The following is a 15,865-nucleotide window of genomic DNA, read 5'->3' as shown; positions in this document are numbered from 1 at the left end:
AGGGCGAAGGTGTAAACCTTATTCAGGACGGGACAACTGAATGAAAAAAGGCGCCCTGGGGCGCCTTTTCATGCCTGCCGTTCGGTCCCTCAGGGGCGGATCTCGATCAGCGTGCCGTCCTTCACCAGGTTCCATATCTCGCGCATGTCGGCGTTCTTCATGGCGATGCAGCCCTCGGTCCAGTCCAGGGTGTGGAAGTACCACTCGGGGTATTCCTCGTCCAGCGGGGTGCCGTGGATCATGATCATGCCCCCGGCGGGCACGCCCTTCTGGCGCGCCTGCAGGGAGTCGCGGGCATTGGGGTAGGAGATGTGCATCGCCAGGTTGTACTTGTCGCTGGTCTTGCGCCAGTCGATCCAGTAGAAGCCCTCGGGCGTGCGCTGGTCGCCTTCGCGCAATTTCGGCCCCTTGGGCTGCTTGCCCAGGGAGATGCGGTAGCTCTTGAGGATGTTGCCGCGGTTCATCAGCAACAACTTGCGCTCGGATTTGACCACCAGCACCTTGTCGATGCCCTTGCCTTCGAGGCTGGGGGCGGCGCTGGCGTGGGACAGGGAGGTAAAGCAAAAGATGAAGGCAAGGAGCAACCAGCGCATTTCTACAGCATCCCCAGAGTGTTCGAATTCGGCAGTGCGTTCAGGCTTTCTTGTAGTAGGCCAGCAAGGGTGCCAACGGCTCGTTGCGGACCGGATAGACCTGCTCGATACGGTCGGCGAAGTAGCATTCTAAGGTACGTCCGACAGTCGGAAAAGCCAGCTCGGACCAAGGGATGTCACGTTCGTGGAACAGCTTCACTTCGAGGCTTTCCTCGCCGGCGGCGAAGTCCAGGTCGACCAGCTGGGCGAGGAAGAAGGTGTAGACCTGGCTGATGTGCGGCAGGTCGAACAGGGTGTACAGCTGCAGGTCGCGTACCCGTGCGCAGGCTTCCTCGGCGGTTTCACGCGCGGCGGCCTGTTCCATGGTCTCGCCGTTCTCCATGAAGCCGGCGGGCAGGGTCCAGTAGCCCTTGCGCGGCTCGATGGCGCGGCGGCACAGCAGCACCTGCTCGCCCCAGACCGGCACGCAGCCGGCGACGATGCGCGGGTTCAGGTAATGAATGGTGTGGCATAGCTCGCAGACATGGCGCAGGCGGTTGTCGCCTTCGGGGATGCGCTGGATCACGGGGCCGCCGCACTGGCTGCAGAACTTCATCGGGAATCCTCGGGGTCGAGGGCGCAATCTTGGCGCGGCTGGGGGCCCCACGGCAAGCGGGACGGGGGCTGCGAACGTCGGCTCGGGGGTTGGGCGGCCTGCGGGTTCGTGCCATGATGCCCGGCAGAATAAAAGCCGAGAATATCCATGTTGGATGACCTGCACCGCCGCGTGCGGAGCTATTCCCCGAAGACGCTGGTGACCGACCGCTCCTTCCCCGAGGCGGCGGTGCTGGTGCCCATCACCCGCAGCGCCGAACCCGAGCTGGTGCTCACCCTGCGCGCCAGCGGCCTGTCCACCCACGGTGGCGAGGTGGCCTTCCCAGGTGGCCGTCGCGACCCCGAGGACCGCGACCTGATCCACACCGCCCTGCGCGAGGCGGAGGAGGAGATCGGCCTGCCGCCCGGCCTGGTCGAGGTCATCGGCCCGCTCAGTACCCTGGTCTCGCGCCATGGCATCCAGGTCACGCCCTACGTCGGCTTCGTGCCCGACTACGTGGAGTACAAGGCCAACGACGGCGAGATCGACTCGGTCTTCAGCGTGCCCCTGGAGTTCTTCCGCAGCGACCCGCGCGAGATGACCCACCGCATCGACTACCTCGGCCAGAGCTGGTACGTGCCCAGCTACCAGTTCGGCCAGTACAAGATCTGGGGCCTCACCGCGATCATGGTGGTGGAGCTGGTCAACCTGGTCTTCGATGCCGGCATCGAGATGCGCGAGCCGCCGGCTACCTTCGTCAAACTCAACTGAGCCCCGTTTCGAGGAGCGCCTGATGAAATACCGCCTGGGCAATGCCCGTGTCGAAACCCATCCCGAGAGCTGGATCGCCCCCGACGCAGCGGTGATCGGCAAGGTCCGCCTGGATGCCGGAGCCAGTGTCTGGTTCGGCGCCGTGCTGCGTGGTGATAACGAACTCATCCATATCGGCGAGAACAGCAACGTGCAGGATGGCACCGTCATGCACACCGACATGGGCTTCCCGCTGAACATCGGCAAAGGCGTCACCATCGGCCACAACGCCATGCTCCACGGCTGCACCGTCGGCGACTACAGCCTCATCGGCATCAACGCGGTGATCCTCAACGGTGCCAGGATCGGCAAGTACTGCATCATCGGCGCCAACGCCCTGATCCCCGAGGGCAAGGAAATCCCAGACGGCTCGCTGGTGATGGGCTCGCCCGGTAAAATAGTCCGCGAGCTGACCGAGCAGCAGAAGAAGATGCTCGAGGGCAGCGCCGCTCACTACGTGCACAACGCCCAGCGTTATGCACGGGAACTGGTCGAACAGGAAGACTGATGGAACGCGAACGCCCCGTCGCCTCGCCCTGCGTGCATGTCTGCGCGCTGGACGATGACGACATCTGCACCGGCTGCCAACGCAGCGTCGAGGAGATCACCCGCTGGGGCCGCATGGACAACACCGAGCGCCGCGAGGTGCTGGTGCGCTGCATGGAGCGCGCGCGGGCCGGTGGCCAGTTCCTGATCCAGCCCCATTGAAGAAGCCGGCGGCCCTCGGTCGCCGGCCGCGTGAATACCTTTCATCTTTCGAGGAAACACCGATGCCCCGTATTGGAACCCCGCTGTCGCCGAGCGCGACCCGTGTACTGCTTTGCGGCTCTGGCGAGCTGGGCAAGGAAGTGGTGATCGAGCTACAGCGCCTGGGCGTCGAGGTGATCGCCGTCGATCGCTACGAGAACGCGCCGGCCATGCAGGTCGCCCATCGCAGCCACGTCATCAGCATGCTCGACGGCGAGGCCCTGCGCCGGGTCATCGAGCTGGAGAAGCCGCACTACATCGTGCCGGAGATCGAGGCCATCGCCACCGCGACCCTGGTGGAGCTGGAGGCCGAAGGCTACACCGTGATCCCCACCGCCCGCGCCGCGCAGCTGACCATGAACCGCGAGGGCATCCGCCGCCTGGCGGCCGAGGAACTGGGCCTGCCGACCTCGCCCTACCACTTCGCCGACACTTTCGAGGACTACCGCGCCGCCGTCGCCAGCGTCGGCTACCCCTGCGTGGTCAAGCCGATCATGAGTTCCTCCGGCAAGGGCCAGTCGGTGCTCAAGAGCGACGACGACCTGCAGTACGCCTGGGACTACGCCCAGGAAGGCGGCCGTGCCGGCAAGGGCCGCGTGATAGTCGAGGGCTTCATCGACTTCGAATACGAAATCACCCTGCTCACCGTGCGCCACGTCGGGGGTACCACCTTCTGCGCACCCATCGGCCACCGCCAGGTGAAGGGCGACTACCACGAGTCCTGGCAGCCCCAGGCGATGAGCCCCAAGGCCCTGGCCGAGTCCGAGCGCGTGGCCAAGGCCGTGACCGAGGCACTCGGTGGTCGCGGGCTGTTCGGCGTGGAGCTGTTCATCAAGGGGGACCAGGTATGGTTCAGCGAAGTGTCGCCGCGCCCGCACGACACCGGCCTGGTCACCCTGATCTCCCAGGAACTCTCCGAGTTCGCCCTGCACGCCCGTGCCATCCTCGGCCTGCCGATCCCGGTGATCCGCCAGTCGGGCCCGTCCGCCTCGGCGGTGATCCTGGTGGAAGGCAAGTCCACCGAGATGAGCTTCGGCAACCTCTCGGCCGCCCTCGCCGAGCCTGACACCGCTCTGCGCCTGTTCGGCAAGCCGGCGGTGGATGGCCAGCGCCGCCTCGGCGTGGCCCTGGCCCGGGACGAGTCCACCGACCTGGCCCGCGCCAAGGCGACCCGCGCGGCCCAGGCCGTCGACGTCAAGCTGTGAGCCGAGGGGCCGGGTTGCTCTGGTGGGCATCGGCGCTGGCGCTGATGCCCCTGGTACTGCCCCAGGCCCTGTATACCAGGCGCACCGCCCTGCGCCTGTCTCCCGCCGCCGGTCCTGACCACGGGCTGGCGGGCGCGGACTATCCGGGCGAGCCCCTGCGCGTTTTGCTGATCGGCGAATCCACGGTCGCTGGTGTCGGTGTCTCCTGCCTGCAACTGGCATTGCCGGGGCAACTGGCGACCGCTCTTTCACAGCAGTTGCAGCGCCCCGTCGCCTGGCGTGCCTGTGGCGAGAACGGCATCACTGCGGGCGAGGCCTGCGAGCGCCTGCTGCCGCAGGTGCGGAACGAGCCCGTGGACCTGCTGCTGCTGGTCTTCGGCGTCAACGACACCACCCACTTCAGCTCCACCCGCGACTGGCGCGAGTCCCTGCGGCGGCTGGCGTCACCCTTCATCGAGCGCGGCACCCAGGTGGTGTTCGCAGCCGTCCCGCCGCTGCAGCACTTCAGCGCCTTGCCCTGGCTGCTGCGTCGCCTGCTGGGCTGGCGCGCGCGGCTGCTCGATGAGCAGGTGCGCACGCTGGCCGAGGAGCTGGACGCCGAGCACTGTGCCGCGTCCATCGCCATGCAGGCGGATTTCCTGGCCATGGACGGCTACCACCCCTCGCAGCTGGGCTGTCGTGTCTGGGGCGGTTTGCTGGCAGAGTGGATCGTGCGGGCGGGGAGGGTGGGGCGGGCCGACTGCCGACTCCTCGAGGAAGCGGCAGGAGCCTGAGGTTTCAGCGCACCGCGCCGAGGTCGCCGTCGCGGGTTTCCTTGAGGCACAGCACCGCCAGCAGGCTGAGCGCCGCCGCAGCCGATACATAGCCGCCGACCCAGGAGAGCCCGCCCATGGCCACCAGCTTCTGGGCGAAGAAGGGCGCGACCGACGCCCCGACGATGCCGCCGAGGTTGTACGCCGCCGAGGCACCGGTGTAGCGCACGTGGGTGGGGAACAGCTCCGGCAGCAGCGCCCCCATCGGGGCGAAGGTCACGCCCATCAGGAACAGTTCGATGCTGAGGAACAGGGTGACCGAGAAGGTCGAGCCCTGGGTCAGCAGTGGCTGCATGGCGAAGCCGGAGAGGATCGCCAGCGAGCAGCCCACGATCAGCACCGGCCTGCGCCCGAAGCGGTCGCTCAGCCAGGCCGAGAGCGGGGTGGCCGCCGCCATGAACAGCACCGCGAAGCAGAGCATGCCGAGGAAGCTTTCGCGGCTGTAGCCGAGGCTGGCGACGCCGTGGCTGAGGGAGAACACGGTGGAGATGTAGAACAGCGCGTAGCACACCACCATCGCCAGGGCGCCGAGGACGATCGGGCGCCAGTGGCTGCCGAAGGCTTCGATCACCGGCATCTTCACCCGCTCCTGCTGGGCCATGGCCTTGGCGAAGACGGGCGTCTCCGCCAGCTTCAGGCGCACGTAGAGGCCGACCAGCACCAATACGGCGCTGAGCAGGAAGGGGATGCGCCAGCCCCAGGCGCGGAACTGCTCGTCGCTCAGGCTCAGGGCCAGGGTGAGGAACAGGCCATTGGCGGCGAGGAAGCCGATCGACGGGCCGAGTTGCGGGAACATGCCGAACCAGGCGCGCTTGCCGGGCGGGGCGTTCTCGGTGGCCAGCAGGGCTGCGCCGCCCCATTCACCGCCCAGGCCCAGGCCCTGGCCGAAGCGCAACAGGCACAGCAGGATCGGTGCCCAGGCACCGATGGCGTCGTAGCCCGGCAGTACGCCGATCAGCGTGGTGGAGGCGCCCATCAGCAGCAGCGAGGCCACCAGCGTCGACTTGCGCCCGATACGGTCGCCGAAGTGGCCGAACAGCGCCGAACCCAGTGGCCGGGCGAGGAAGGCGATGCCGAAGGTGAGGAAGGCCGAGAGCATCTGTGCGGTGCCGGATGTCTGCGGGAAGAACACCGGGCCGATCACCAGGGCCGCAGCCGTGGCGTAGATATAGAAGTCGTAGAACTCGATGGCGGTGCCGATGAAGCTGGCGGTGGCGACGCGGGCTGGCGAATTGGCCGCTGGCGCGCCTGCGCTGTCGCTCAAGGTGGCGGTGGTCATCTGTTGGTCCCCTGTCGGTCGTCGCGGCCATCACGGCCCGACGTAATCTCGTGGCTGTCGTGTTGTGCTGAGGGAAGGGGGTGATACGGCGGGTCGCCGGATCAGGGGCCTTGCGGGCTGCGGACGGGCCTGTGGGGCCGTGGCAGGTGGTTCTCAGGCGGCCGCTGGCTGGCCGGTGGCGCGTGGGCGGGTAGCCGCGGCGGCCGGATGGGCGGGGTGGGCCCGGGCGGATTATAGAAAGCGCTGGAAAACCACGGCAAGGGGCCTCGGCCAGGGCCGTGGGAGGCTCAGGCGCGCCAGGCCAGCACGCGCTGCACGCGGTTCTCGCCGGACTGCAGGATCTCCAGGCGGTAGGGGCCGATCTTCAGGCACACACTGGCGTCGGGAATCTGCTCCAGGGCTTCGGTGATCAGGCCATTGAGGGTCTTGGGCCCCTCGCAGGGCAGGTGCCAGCCGAGCACGCGGTTGAGTTCGCGCAGGTGCAGGGAACCGTCCAGCTCGAAGCGGCCGTCTTCCTGGGGCTGGATCGCCGGGTTGGGGGCAAGGTCATCAAGGCTGCCGAACTCGCCGATCAGCTCCTGGAAGATGTCCTCCAGGCTGACCAGGCCGATCACGTCGCCGTATTCGTCGACCACGATGCCGACGCGGCGTTGTTCCTTCTGGAAGTTCACCAGCTGCGTGAGCAGCGGGGTGCTTTCCGGCACGAAGTAGGTCTCGCGGCAGGCCGCCAGCAGGTCTTCGGCGCTGACACCGTCCTGGGGCAGCAGGCGGGCGACCTGGCGGATATGCAGGATGCCCTCGATCTGATTGATGTCCTCGCGGTACACCGGCAGGCGCGTGTGGGTGGCGGTGCGCAACTGCTCGAGGATGCGCTCCGGCGGCTGGCTGATGTCGACGCCCTGGATCTCGCTGCGCGGGACCATGATCGCGGCGATGGTGACGCGTTGCAGGGCCTCGGTCAGCGTGGAGGGCAGGCGTGGCGTTGCTTCGGGGTCGACCTGCACCGGCTGGCGGCGCCGGCGCGACAGGCTCCAGGCCAGCACCGAGCCGGCGAGGCAGGCGAGCAACAGCCCGAGCAGCAGGCCGGCGGTGAATCCGTCGATGGGCATCTCAGATGTGCAGGATGAATTCGCGGACCAGCTTGCTGCCGAAGTAGGCGAGCATCAGCAGGCAGAAGCCCGCCAGGGTCCAGCGGATGGCCTTGTGTCCGCGCCAGCCCAACTGGTGGCGGCCCCACAGCAGCACGGCGAATACCACCCAGGCGATGCACGACAGGATGGTCTTGTGGGCCAGGTGCTGGGCGAACAGGTTCTCGACGAACAGCCAGCCGGAGATCAGCGACAGCGACAGCAGGGCCCAGCCGGCCCAGAGGAAGCCGAACAGCAGGCTCTCCATCGTCTGCAGCGCCGGGAAGTTGCGGATCAGCCCGGAGGGATGCTTGTGCTTGAGCTGGTGGTCCTGGAGCAGCAGCAGCAGCGACTGGAACACGGCGATGGTGAGCATGCCGTAGGCCAGGATCGACAGCAGGATGTGCGCCAGGATGCCGGGCTCCTCATCGATCGCCTGCACCGTCCCGGAGGGGGCGAAGGCGGCCAGGAGCACCGTCAGCAGCCCCAGTGGTAGAAGCAGCAGGAGCAGGTTCTCCACCGGTATCCGCGAGATGGCCAGCAGTGTGAGGAGGATCACGGCGGCGGCGATCAGGCTGGCGGCGTTGAAGAAGTCGAGGGTCAGGCCCACCGGTGTGATCAGCTGGATATATAGGCTGAACGCGTGGGCGACGAGTGCCAGGGCGCCGAGCGACACGAGCAGGCGTTTGTCCGGCGCGGCGCGCTGGCGAAGGCGCAGGCCCTGGTAGGTGGTGGCGCCCGCGTAGAGGAAGGCAGCCAGGAGGCTGGGCAGCAGAGGGTGCATAAGTCCTTGTAAGGCAAGCCCGAAAGGCGCTGAGTTTGGCACAGATGGGGGCGCTCACGAAAGACCGCAGGCGGTGTCGGCGCAGCCCGCACTTCGCTATAATCCGCCGCTTGCCGCAAGCTCACCCTCGGTTCGGACGAACCTGAAAGGAACGTGCATGTTCGAAAATCTTACAGACCGCCTCTCACAGACGCTGCGCCATGTCACCGGCAAGGCCAAGCTGACCGAGGACAACATCAAGGACACCCTGCGCGAAGTCCGCATGGCCCTGCTCGAGGCCGACGTCGCCCTGCCGGTGGTCAAGGACTTCGTCAACAAGGTCAAGGAGCGCGCCGTCGGCACCGAGGTGTCGAAGAGCCTGACGCCGGGCCAGGCTTTCGTGAAGATCGTCCAGGCCGAGCTGATCGAGCTGATGGGCGCGGCCAACGAGGACCTGTCCCTGGCCGCCGCGCCGCCCGCCGTCGTGCTCATGGCCGGCCTGCAGGGCGCGGGCAAGACCACCACCGTCGGCAAGCTGGCGCGCTTCCTCAAGGAGCGCAAGAAGAAGTCCGTGCTGGTGGTCTCGGCCGACGTCTACCGTCCCGCGGCGATCAAGCAGCTGGAAACCCTGGCCGCCGATATCGGCGTGACCTTCTTCCCCTCCGACATCAGCCAGAAGCCGGTGGACATCGCCGAGGCGGCGATCCGCGAGGCCAAGCTGAAATTCATCGACGTGGTGCTGGTGGACACCGCCGGTCGCCTGCACATCGACGGCGAGATGATGGCCGAGATCCAGGCGCTGCATGCCGCGATCAAGCCCGTCGAGACGCTGTTCGTGGTCGACGCCATGACCGGCCAGGACGCCGCCAACACCGCCAAGGCCTTCGGCGAGGCGCTGCCGCTGACCGGTGTCGTGCTGACCAAGGTCGACGGTGACGCCCGTGGCGGTGCCGCGCTGTCGGTGCGCGCCATCACCGGCAAGCCGATCAAGTTCCTCGGCATGGGCGAGAAGAGCGAAGCGCTCGATCCCTTCCATCCGGACCGCATCGCCTCGCGCATCCTCGGCATGGGTGACGTGCTCAGCCTGATCGAGCAGGCCGAGCAGAACATGGATCGCGACAAGGCCGAGAAGCTCGCGAAGAAGATCAAGAAGGGCAAGGGCTTCGACCTCGAGGACTTCCGTGACCAGCTGCAGCAGATGAAGAACATGGGCGGCCTGGGCGGCCTCATGGACAAGCTGCCGATGCTCGGTGGCGTCAACCTGGCGCAGATGGGCAACGCCCAGGGCGCGGCGGAGAAGCAGTTCAAGCAGATGGAGGCCATCATCAACTCGATGACCCCCGCCGAGCGCCGCGACCCGGAAGTCATCAGTGGCTCGCGCAAGCGCCGCATCGCGCTCGGCTCCGGCACCCAGGTGCAGGATGTCGGCCGCCTCATCAAGCAGCACAAGCAGATGCAGAAGATGATGAAGAAGGTCACCGCCAAGGGCGGCATGGCCAAGATGATGCGCGGCATGGGTGGCATGTTCCCCGGCGGCGGCATGCCGAAGATGTGATTGAAAGGCGCGCGAGGCGATGGCCGGCGGGTGGCTCTTGAGCGCCTGGTGGCTTGAAACCTGTGGCTTGCAGCGGCCACCGACAGGTGGCTCGCAAAAGAGATTTGCAATCGGCCGGATAATCCTTAGAATATACGGCCTTTCGGGCCCATGGCCCATGTGTGTGCACAGCTTGAAAAGCACCGACTATAGGAACGAAGTTCAATGGTAACCATCCGTCTTGCTCGTGGCGGCTCCAAGAAGCGCCCCTTCTATCACCTGACCGTGACCAACAGCCGCAATGCGCGCGACGGTCGCTTCGTAGAGCGTATCGGCTTCTTCAACCCGGTCGCCTCGGGTGCTGAAGTGAAGCTCTCCGTGAACCAGGAGCGCGCCACCTACTGGCTGAGCCAGGGCGCCCAGCCGTCTGAGCGCGTTGCTCAGCTGCTGAAGGAAGCTGCCAAGGCTGCTGCCTAAGCAACTTTATGAGCACGACGCCGGCACAGGCCGAGGATCTCATCGTTCTCGGCAAGATTTTCTCGGTGCATGGCGTACGTGGCGAGGTGAAGGTGTATTCCTTTACCGACCCGCTGGATAACGTGCTCGATTACCGCCGTTGGACGCTCAGGCGTGACAACGAGGTAAAGCAGGTCGAATTGGCCAGTGGACGCTTGCATGGCAAGGTCCTGGTGGCAAAGCTGAAGGGTCTCGATGATCGCGAAGTCGCTCGTACTTACGCGGGCTTCGACATTTGCGTGCCCCGCAGCGAGCTGCCGGAACTCAGTGATGACGAGTACTACTGGCATCAGTTGGAAGGTCTCAAGGTCATCGACCAGCAAGGGCAACTGCTCGGCAAGGTCGATCATCTGCTGGAGACCGGCGCCAACGATGTGATGGTGGTCAAGCCCTGCACCGGCAGCCTCGATGACCGTGAGCGCCTGTTGCCCTATACGGAGCAATGCGTGCTGGCGATCGACCTGGAAACAGGCGAGATGCGGGTGGACTGGGACGCTGACTTCTGAGCTGCATGACATGAAAAGCATGCAGGTCGAGGTCATCAGCATCTTTCCGGAGATGTTCGCCGCCATCAGCGAATACGGCATCACCAGCCGAGCGGTAAAGCAGGGTCTGCTCAAGCTGACCTGCTGGAACCCGCGGACCTTCACCGAGGACCGCCACCAGACGGTGGACGACCGGCCCTTCGGCGGTGGCCCGGGGATGGTGATGAAGATACAGCCCCTCGAGCGGGCCCTGGCAGCAGCCAAGGCATCGGCAGGGGAGCAGGCGAAGGTGATCTACCTTTCGCCGCAGGGCCGCCAGCTCAAGCAGGAGGCCGTGCGCGAACTGGTCCAGTCGGAATCCCTGATTCTGATCGCCGGTCGCTACGAAGGTATCGACGAGCGCTTCATCGAAGAGCACGTCGACGAGGAATGGTCGATTGGCGACTACGTATTGTCCGGCGGTGAGCTGCCGGCAATGGTGCTGATCGACGCGGTGACGCGGTTGTTGCCCGGCGCGCTGGGCCATGCGGACTCCGCAGAGGAAGACTCCTTCACGGACGGTCTCCTCGATTGCCCGCACTACACCCGACCCGAGGTGTATGCGGACAAACGTGTTCCCGATGTGTTGCTCAGTGGCAACCACGAACACATCCGGCGTTGGCGTTTGCAGCAGTCCCTTGGTCGGACCTGGGAACGTCGTGCCGATCTTCTGGATAGCCGCTCGCTTTCTGGAGAAGAGAAGAAGCTGTTGGCGGAATACATCCGCCAGCGGGACGATAGTTAACGTATCGATGGCAGGCCGGCGGCTTGTCTTAGGAGCGCAGCGATGACCAACAAGATCATTCAGCAACTCGAAGCTGAACAAATGAACAAAGAGATCCCGGCTTTCGCCCCCGGCGACACCGTGATCGTGCAAGTGAAAGTGAAGGAAGGCGACCGTCAGCGTCTGCAGGCCTTCGAAGGTGTTGTCATCGCCAAGCGCAACCGCGGCCTGAACAGTGCTTTCACCGTGCGCAAGATCTCCAACGGCGTTGGCGTAGAGCGTACCTTCCAGACCTACTCCCCGCTGGTCGACAGCCTGAGCGTCAAGCGCCGCGGTGACGTGCGCAAGGCCAAGCTGTACTACCTCCGCGACCTGTCCGGCAAGGCAGCTCGCATCAAGGAGAAGCTGGTCTAAGTACCGCTTCCCTCAGAAGCCCGCCCCGGGAAACCGCGGCGGGCTTTTCATTGGGCGCGGGAAAGTCGGCTCGCCCGTCGAGCCTCTGCTGTGCGAGGGCAGCCAGGCGTGCCGTCCGAGCCTGCGCCCGATCACGCCTGCCCTGGGTTGCGGTTCGGGGCTCAAGCGTTGTCCATGACTTCCGCCAGGCAGCATTCCAGGCGTTCCAGCTCGAATTGCAGCTCGGTGAACTGCGCGGCCAGCGCGTCATCGCTCGCGTGGTTTTCGCACAAGGCTTCCAGTGCCTCGCAATGGCTGATCAGGGGATGTGCCTGGACGATCTTCGCGGCCCCCTTGATCTTGTGCGCCACCTCTGCGATCGCCGGCCTGTCGCCCTTGTCGATGAAGTCCCGCATCAACGCCAGATCGCTCTGGTTGCTGCGCAGCAGCGTGTCCAGCAGGCGGGTGCGCAGCGCCGGGTCGCGGCCGGCCAGGTACTCGAACTCCCGCAGGTCGCAGGGAGAGGGCAAGGGTTCGGGAACCTTGGCCTGCGGCTCCATGCCGGCCAGCAGGGCGGCCAGGTCAGCCAGGCTGATGGGCTTGAACAGGCAGGCATCCATGCCCGCCTGGCGGCATCGCTCGTGTTCCTCGTTCTGTGCGTTGGCGGTGTAGCCGATGAAGCGGCAGGGTGCCAGCGCGTCGCGCCGTTCCTGCTGGCGCACCGCGCGGGCCAGGTCGTAGCCGTTCATGACCGGCATGTTGCAATCGCTGATCACAAGGTCGAAGCGCTGCCGTTGCCAGAGCTCCAGCCCGCCGGCGCCATCCTGGGCGTCGCAGACCCGGTGGCCGAGAAAGAGCAATTGCTGCTTGAGCAACTCGCGGTTGGCCGGGTGATCGTCCACCACCAGGATGTCGAGGCGTCGCTCGGGAGCGGTGATCCGTGCAACCGATGGCATGTCGATGCGGGGCAGGGGGGTGAGCACCTGCAGGGTCAGTTGCACCGTCACGCAGGTGCCTTTGCCGGGCTTGCTGGACATGTCGATGCTGCCGCCCATCATTTCGCAGAGTGTCCGGCTGATGACCAGCCCCAGTCCGGTTCCGCCCAATGTATTGGTGCCCTGGTGGCGCCCCTGGCTGAAGGGCTGGAACAGCTGAGCGAGCTCATCCGGCTCGATGCCCGGGCCGCTGTCCTCAACCTGCACGGTCAGCTCCAGGCGTTTGTCCTGGCAGGGCTGTCCGGATATCCGCAGGCCTACCCGGCCGCGCTCGGTGAACTTGATGGCGTTGCTCACCAGGTTGGAGAGCACCTGCTTGAAACGCACCGGGTCCAGCAGTACCTCGACGCAAGCCCTCGGGTCGAACTCCAGTTCCAGGGAGAGGTTCTTCTGCCGAGCCAGGCCGTCGAAGACGCGTACCACGTCCTCCACCTGTTCGCGCAGGTTGCAGCGAACTGGGCTGAGTGTCAGGCGACCGGATTCGATGCGGGCGATGTCGAGGATGTTGCCGATCAGCTCCAGCAGGCCATTGGCCGAGTCGTGGGCGATCTCGATGGCCGGGCGGTCCAACTGCCCCTGGTCGGCGCGCTGCAAGGCCAGTTCGAGCATGCCGATCACCGCGTTCATCGGCGTGCGAATCTCATGGCTCATGGTCGCGAGGAACGTGCTCTTGGCGCGGCTGGCTTCATCGGCACGTTCCTTCGCCTCCTGCAGGTCGGCCACCAGGCGCAGGCGTTCGGTTATGTCGATCCAGCCGGCGACCACGCCCCGGATGATGCCCCGGGAGTCGCGGAAGGGCTCGATCCAGTGAAAGATGCTGAATGGCCCGTCTGGATGCTTCAGCCGGCGGTCGGCTTGCAGGCTTTCTCCGCTTTCCATCACGCGACGGTAGTCCTCCAGCAGATGCGGGGTGCAACCGTCGTCGTCGAAGATGCCCTCCAGCGGCAGCGCTCCGATCGCCTTTTCGCGGTCGATGGAGAGTGCTGCCAGGTAGTTGTCGTTGCACAACAGGAGGCGGTTGTCGCGATCGCGTACATAGATGGGGTGCGGGGTCCCGTTGATCAGGGTCTCCATCAACTGCAACTGGTCGTTCAGCGCATGCTCGGCGGCCGCCCTCAGCTGCATCTGGCGACGCAGGTAGATGTTCCAGACCAGCGACACACTCAGCAGCAGCCCGACCACGCCCCCCACCTGGTAGATGAGCCGCTCGTAGTCGCGCCAGGTCGGCCTGGCCACCTCCACCGTGGAGCGCCAGCGCTGGTTGACCAGTACCCCCAGTTCGTCCGGTGGGATGTTGACCAGCGTCTTGTCCAGTACCGACAGCAGCTCCAGGTCACCGCGCCTGAGCGCGAAGGCGGTGGCTTCGAGCAACTGCGGCACCACGTCGGATATCCACAGCTGCTCGTCGAAGAAGCGCTGCACCAGATGCTCGGCCACGGTGCCCGGAATGATGCTGGCATCGACTTTGCCCTCGGCCGTTAGCGTCAGCGCCTCATGCATCGAGTCCAGCTCCACGGGTACGGCACGGGGGTAGTGCTCGTGGAGCCATTGGTGCAGTCGCGGGTCGCGGGGCGTTGCGATGCGCTTGCCGTCCAGCGATTCCAGCTCCGCCGAATCGACGTTGTCGCGGCGGCTCACGATGACCAGTCCCGCGTTCATGTAGGGACGTGTGAAGGCCAGCCCCTGCACGTTCTCGATCGCCGGGTTCAGTGCGCCTATCAGGTCGGCCTCGCCGGACCTGAGCTTCTCAATCATCTCCTTCTGGCTGCTGGTGCGGATGATCTCGAAGCGCAGCCCGGTGCGCATGCGCACCTGGTCCAGCACGTCGGCGGTGATGCCGTGGTAGTTGCCATCGCTGTCGAAGAAGCTCACAGGCGACAGGTTGCCGAAGGTGGCGATGCGCAGCACCGGATGCTGCAGCAGCCAGCGCTGCTCCTGCTGGGTGAACACCAGGCTTGCGTCCGACAGCAGCGGGCCGTTGCCACCGCTCCAGCGCTTGAGCAGTTCGCTCTGGCGTTCCGGCGGGATGCTGGCCAGCGCGGCGTTCACCACCTTGCGCAGTTCCGGCTGGTCATTGCGCATGGCGAAGCCGAACCCGCCGCTGGGTATCTTGCTGTAGCCGGCGAGTCGCAGGGGGCCGGCCTGGCTCTGGTTGAGCAGGTAGTTCGCCACCACCAGGTCGCCCAGGTACAGATCGGCGCGGCCCAGGGCCACCGCGCGCAGGGCGGAGCGGGGGTCGACCGCGGTGCTGACCCGCGCCAACGGATAGTGGGCGCGGATCCGCTCCACCGGCTGGTAGTCGGCGGACATCACCAGGTGCATGCCCACCAATCCCGGTGACAGCGGCCGGCGCTCGTCGTCGCGGCTGACCAGCACCGGCTGGTCGGGTGCGTAGGTGTCGCTGAGCAGCAACTGGCGGTTGTTCGTCTCGAACGAGTTGGAAGCGCTGAGCAGGTCGACACGGCCCTCTTCCAGGGCCCGCAGTGCCTCTTCCCGGCTGGAGTAGCGCAATACCCTGATGTCGATGCCGAGCTTGTCGGCGATGACCCCGGCGACATCGGCGGTGAGGCCCTCGAAATCCCGCCCGCTGGTGGTGATGTCGAACGGCGGCAGGTCGTTGCCGATGCCCAGGCGCAGCTCGCGCTTGTCCCGCAACCAGCGCCAGTCCTCGAGATCCAGTTCGGCCTTGGCATCGGTGGCCAGGGGGCGGCCGAGGAGGGGGAGTTGTTCCCCGGCCGGGAGGTTCGCTGTCAGCCCGGCGAGGAGCACGCCGACGAGGACGCCTGGCAGCGTGCGGGCGAGTCGCGTTCTGTGCATGGGGCTTCCTTATTGGCGGGGTTGCGGGAACCGCCGGGTCGAACTGGGGTGGCAGCGGAAAATAGCCCATTCCGCTCACGCTGGAGCCACCGCAAATGCTGCTTGGGAAATGTCCCCAGGTGGTTGCGCATGGTTCCTACAAGGGATGCTCTGAAGGCCGATGGGCAGGGCTCTGGGGTCGCCGGCATCCAGGGGCGTTGCCTTTCCGGGAAGGGAGCGGTGAGCGAGGCGCGAAAGGCCCTTTCGCCCTGGCGCGGAGTACGAGAGGTGAGGCTGCGGGGTGGAGCGGGCTGTGGAATAATCGCGCCGCCGCAGGGGCACGCCCCACGGCTTTTCCCACGAAATGGCCGTCAACTGCGGCCATCGGGAACCGATCTGCCCGTCCGACCGCGCACAACAACGACAACAGACACCGCACGGGTGGCAGCCACATTGGGTTTCATTCAGGTAGT

The 15,865-nt window shown here is 66.0% G+C and carries 15 protein-coding genes and 1 pseudogene; 10 read left to right on the top strand and 6 right to left on the bottom strand.

The window, feature by feature from the left end:
- Positions 1-89: 89 nt before the first annotated feature.
- Positions 90-593, bottom strand: coding sequence for a L,D-transpeptidase family protein (locus PHLH3_RS24300; protein WP_213626102.1), 504 nt, complete (start codon positions 591-593; stop codon positions 90-92).
- Positions 594-633: 40 nt separating this feature from the next.
- Complete coding sequence (locus tag PHLH3_RS24295) at positions 634-1,188, bottom strand: NUDIX hydrolase (protein ID WP_173172942.1); 555 nt, start codon at positions 1,186-1,188, stop codon at positions 634-636.
- 147 nt (positions 1,189-1,335) lie between these two features.
- Between PHLH3_RS24295 and PHLH3_RS24290 the strand changes: the two genes are divergently transcribed.
- From PHLH3_RS24290 to PHLH3_RS24270, 5 genes are all read left to right on the top strand, one after another.
- Positions 1,336-1,938 (top strand): CoA pyrophosphatase, encoded by a 603-nt coding sequence (locus tag PHLH3_RS24290; protein ID WP_173172944.1) that lies wholly within the window; start codon positions 1,336-1,338, stop codon positions 1,936-1,938.
- A 22-nt stretch (positions 1,939-1,960) separates the two neighbouring features.
- Positions 1,961-2,485, top strand: coding sequence for a gamma carbonic anhydrase family protein (locus PHLH3_RS24285; RefSeq protein ID WP_173172946.1), 525 nt, complete (start codon positions 1,961-1,963; stop codon positions 2,483-2,485).
- Complete coding sequence (locus PHLH3_RS24280; protein ID WP_213626101.1) at positions 2,485-2,685, top strand: DUF1289 domain-containing protein; 201 nt, start codon at positions 2,485-2,487, stop codon at positions 2,683-2,685. Before PHLH3_RS24285 ends, PHLH3_RS24280 begins: the two co-directional genes overlap by 1 nt.
- A 62-nt stretch (positions 2,686-2,747) precedes the next feature.
- Positions 2,748-3,929, top strand: coding sequence for a formate-dependent phosphoribosylglycinamide formyltransferase (purT, locus tag PHLH3_RS24275; RefSeq protein WP_213626100.1), 1,182 nt, complete (start codon positions 2,748-2,750; stop codon positions 3,927-3,929).
- Complete coding sequence (locus tag PHLH3_RS24270; protein WP_213626099.1) at positions 3,926-4,702, top strand: SGNH/GDSL hydrolase family protein; 777 nt, start codon at positions 3,926-3,928, stop codon at positions 4,700-4,702. Before purT ends, PHLH3_RS24270 begins: the two co-directional genes overlap by 4 nt.
- A gap of 4 nt (positions 4,703-4,706) precedes the next feature.
- Here the strand turns inward: PHLH3_RS24270 and PHLH3_RS24265 are convergent, their stop codons facing one another.
- The 3 genes and pseudogenes from PHLH3_RS24265 to PHLH3_RS24255 form a co-directional block, all read right to left on the bottom strand.
- On the bottom strand, positions 4,707-6,020 hold the full coding sequence (locus tag PHLH3_RS24265; protein ID WP_213626098.1) for an MFS transporter: 1,314 nt from the start codon (positions 6,018-6,020) through the stop codon (positions 4,707-4,709).
- Between the two features lie 287 nt (positions 6,021-6,307).
- Positions 6,308-6,970: pseudogene (locus tag PHLH3_RS24260) on the bottom strand (transporter associated domain-containing protein); the annotation flags it as partial.
- A 160-nt stretch (positions 6,971-7,130) separates the two neighbouring features.
- Complete coding sequence (locus PHLH3_RS24255; RefSeq protein WP_213626096.1) at positions 7,131-7,931, bottom strand: inner membrane protein YpjD; 801 nt, start codon at positions 7,929-7,931, stop codon at positions 7,131-7,133.
- A 157-nt stretch (positions 7,932-8,088) separates the two neighbouring features.
- Here PHLH3_RS24255 and ffh point away from each other — a divergent pair, with 157 nt between their 5' ends.
- The 5 genes from ffh (at position 8,089) to rplS (ending at position 11,622) form a co-directional block, all read left to right on the top strand.
- Positions 8,089-9,465 carry a signal recognition particle protein gene (gene ffh / locus PHLH3_RS24250; RefSeq protein WP_111263568.1) on the top strand — a complete coding sequence of 459 codons (1,377 nt, stop codon included), beginning with the start codon at positions 8,089-8,091 and terminating at the stop codon, positions 9,463-9,465.
- 204 nt (positions 9,466-9,669) lie between these two features.
- Positions 9,670-9,921: a 30S ribosomal protein S16 gene (gene rpsP / locus PHLH3_RS24245; protein WP_021220791.1), complete on the top strand. Its 252-nt coding sequence runs from the start codon at positions 9,670-9,672 to the stop codon at positions 9,919-9,921.
- A gap of 8 nt (positions 9,922-9,929) precedes the next feature.
- Positions 9,930-10,466 carry a ribosome maturation factor RimM gene (rimM, locus tag PHLH3_RS24240; RefSeq protein ID WP_111263570.1) on the top strand — a complete coding sequence of 179 codons (537 nt, stop codon included), beginning with the start codon at positions 9,930-9,932 and terminating at the stop codon, positions 10,464-10,466.
- A gap of 10 nt (positions 10,467-10,476) precedes the next feature.
- Positions 10,477-11,229, top strand: a complete 753-nt coding sequence (gene trmD / locus PHLH3_RS24235; protein ID WP_213626095.1) for a tRNA (guanosine(37)-N1)-methyltransferase TrmD — start codon at positions 10,477-10,479, stop codon at positions 11,227-11,229.
- A gap of 42 nt (positions 11,230-11,271) precedes the next feature.
- Positions 11,272-11,622 carry a 50S ribosomal protein L19 gene (gene rplS, locus PHLH3_RS24230; protein ID WP_111263571.1) on the top strand — a complete coding sequence of 117 codons (351 nt, stop codon included), beginning with the start codon at positions 11,272-11,274 and terminating at the stop codon, positions 11,620-11,622.
- Positions 11,623-11,783: 161 nt separating this feature from the next.
- Here the strand turns inward: rplS and PHLH3_RS24225 are convergent, their stop codons facing one another.
- Positions 11,784-15,413, bottom strand: a complete 3,630-nt coding sequence (locus PHLH3_RS24225; protein ID WP_213626094.1) for a transporter substrate-binding domain-containing protein — start codon at positions 15,411-15,413, stop codon at positions 11,784-11,786.
- Positions 15,414-15,865: the final 452 nt, after the last annotated feature.

This window comes from Pseudomonas sp. Pc102, assembly GCF_018408275.1.
Taxonomy (GTDB): domain Bacteria; phylum Pseudomonadota; class Gammaproteobacteria; order Pseudomonadales; family Pseudomonadaceae; genus Metapseudomonas; species Metapseudomonas tohonis.
This window is presented reverse-complemented; position numbering and strand designations above follow the sequence as displayed.

Excerpts from the sequence above, each read along its gene's own strand:
- PHLH3_RS24285 (WP_173172946.1), top strand. The coding sequence starts at position 1,961 with ATGAAATACCGCCTGGGCAATGCCCGTGTCGAAACCCATCCCGAGAGC.
- PHLH3_RS24290 (WP_173172944.1), top strand. The coding sequence starts at position 1,336 with ATGTTGGATGACCTGCACCGCCGCGTGCGGAGCTATTCCCCGAAGACG.
- PHLH3_RS24225 (WP_213626094.1), bottom strand. The coding sequence starts at position 15,413 with ATGCACAGAACGCGACTCGCCCGCACGCTGCCAGGCGTCCTCGTCGGC.
- PHLH3_RS24280 (WP_213626101.1), top strand. The coding sequence starts at position 2,485 with ATGGAACGCGAACGCCCCGTCGCCTCGCCCTGCGTGCATGTCTGCGCG.
- purT (WP_213626100.1), top strand. The coding sequence starts at position 2,748 with ATGCCCCGTATTGGAACCCCGCTGTCGCCGAGCGCGACCCGTGTACTG.
- rimM (WP_111263570.1), top strand. The coding sequence starts at position 9,930 with ATGAGCACGACGCCGGCACAGGCCGAGGATCTCATCGTTCTCGGCAAG.
- PHLH3_RS24300 (WP_213626102.1), bottom strand. The coding sequence starts at position 593 with ATGCGCTGGTTGCTCCTTGCCTTCATCTTTTGCTTTACCTCCCTGTCC.
- trmD (WP_213626095.1), top strand. The coding sequence starts at position 10,477 with ATGAAAAGCATGCAGGTCGAGGTCATCAGCATCTTTCCGGAGATGTTC.
- rplS (WP_111263571.1), top strand. The coding sequence starts at position 11,272 with ATGACCAACAAGATCATTCAGCAACTCGAAGCTGAACAAATGAACAAA.
- PHLH3_RS24255 (WP_213626096.1), bottom strand. The coding sequence starts at position 7,931 with ATGCACCCTCTGCTGCCCAGCCTCCTGGCTGCCTTCCTCTACGCGGGC.
- rpsP (WP_021220791.1), top strand. The coding sequence starts at position 9,670 with ATGGTAACCATCCGTCTTGCTCGTGGCGGCTCCAAGAAGCGCCCCTTC.
- PHLH3_RS24265 (WP_213626098.1), bottom strand. The coding sequence starts at position 6,020 with ATGACCACCGCCACCTTGAGCGACAGCGCAGGCGCGCCAGCGGCCAAT.
- PHLH3_RS24295 (WP_173172942.1), bottom strand. The coding sequence starts at position 1,188 with ATGAAGTTCTGCAGCCAGTGCGGCGGCCCCGTGATCCAGCGCATCCCC.
- ffh (WP_111263568.1), top strand. The coding sequence starts at position 8,089 with ATGTTCGAAAATCTTACAGACCGCCTCTCACAGACGCTGCGCCATGTC.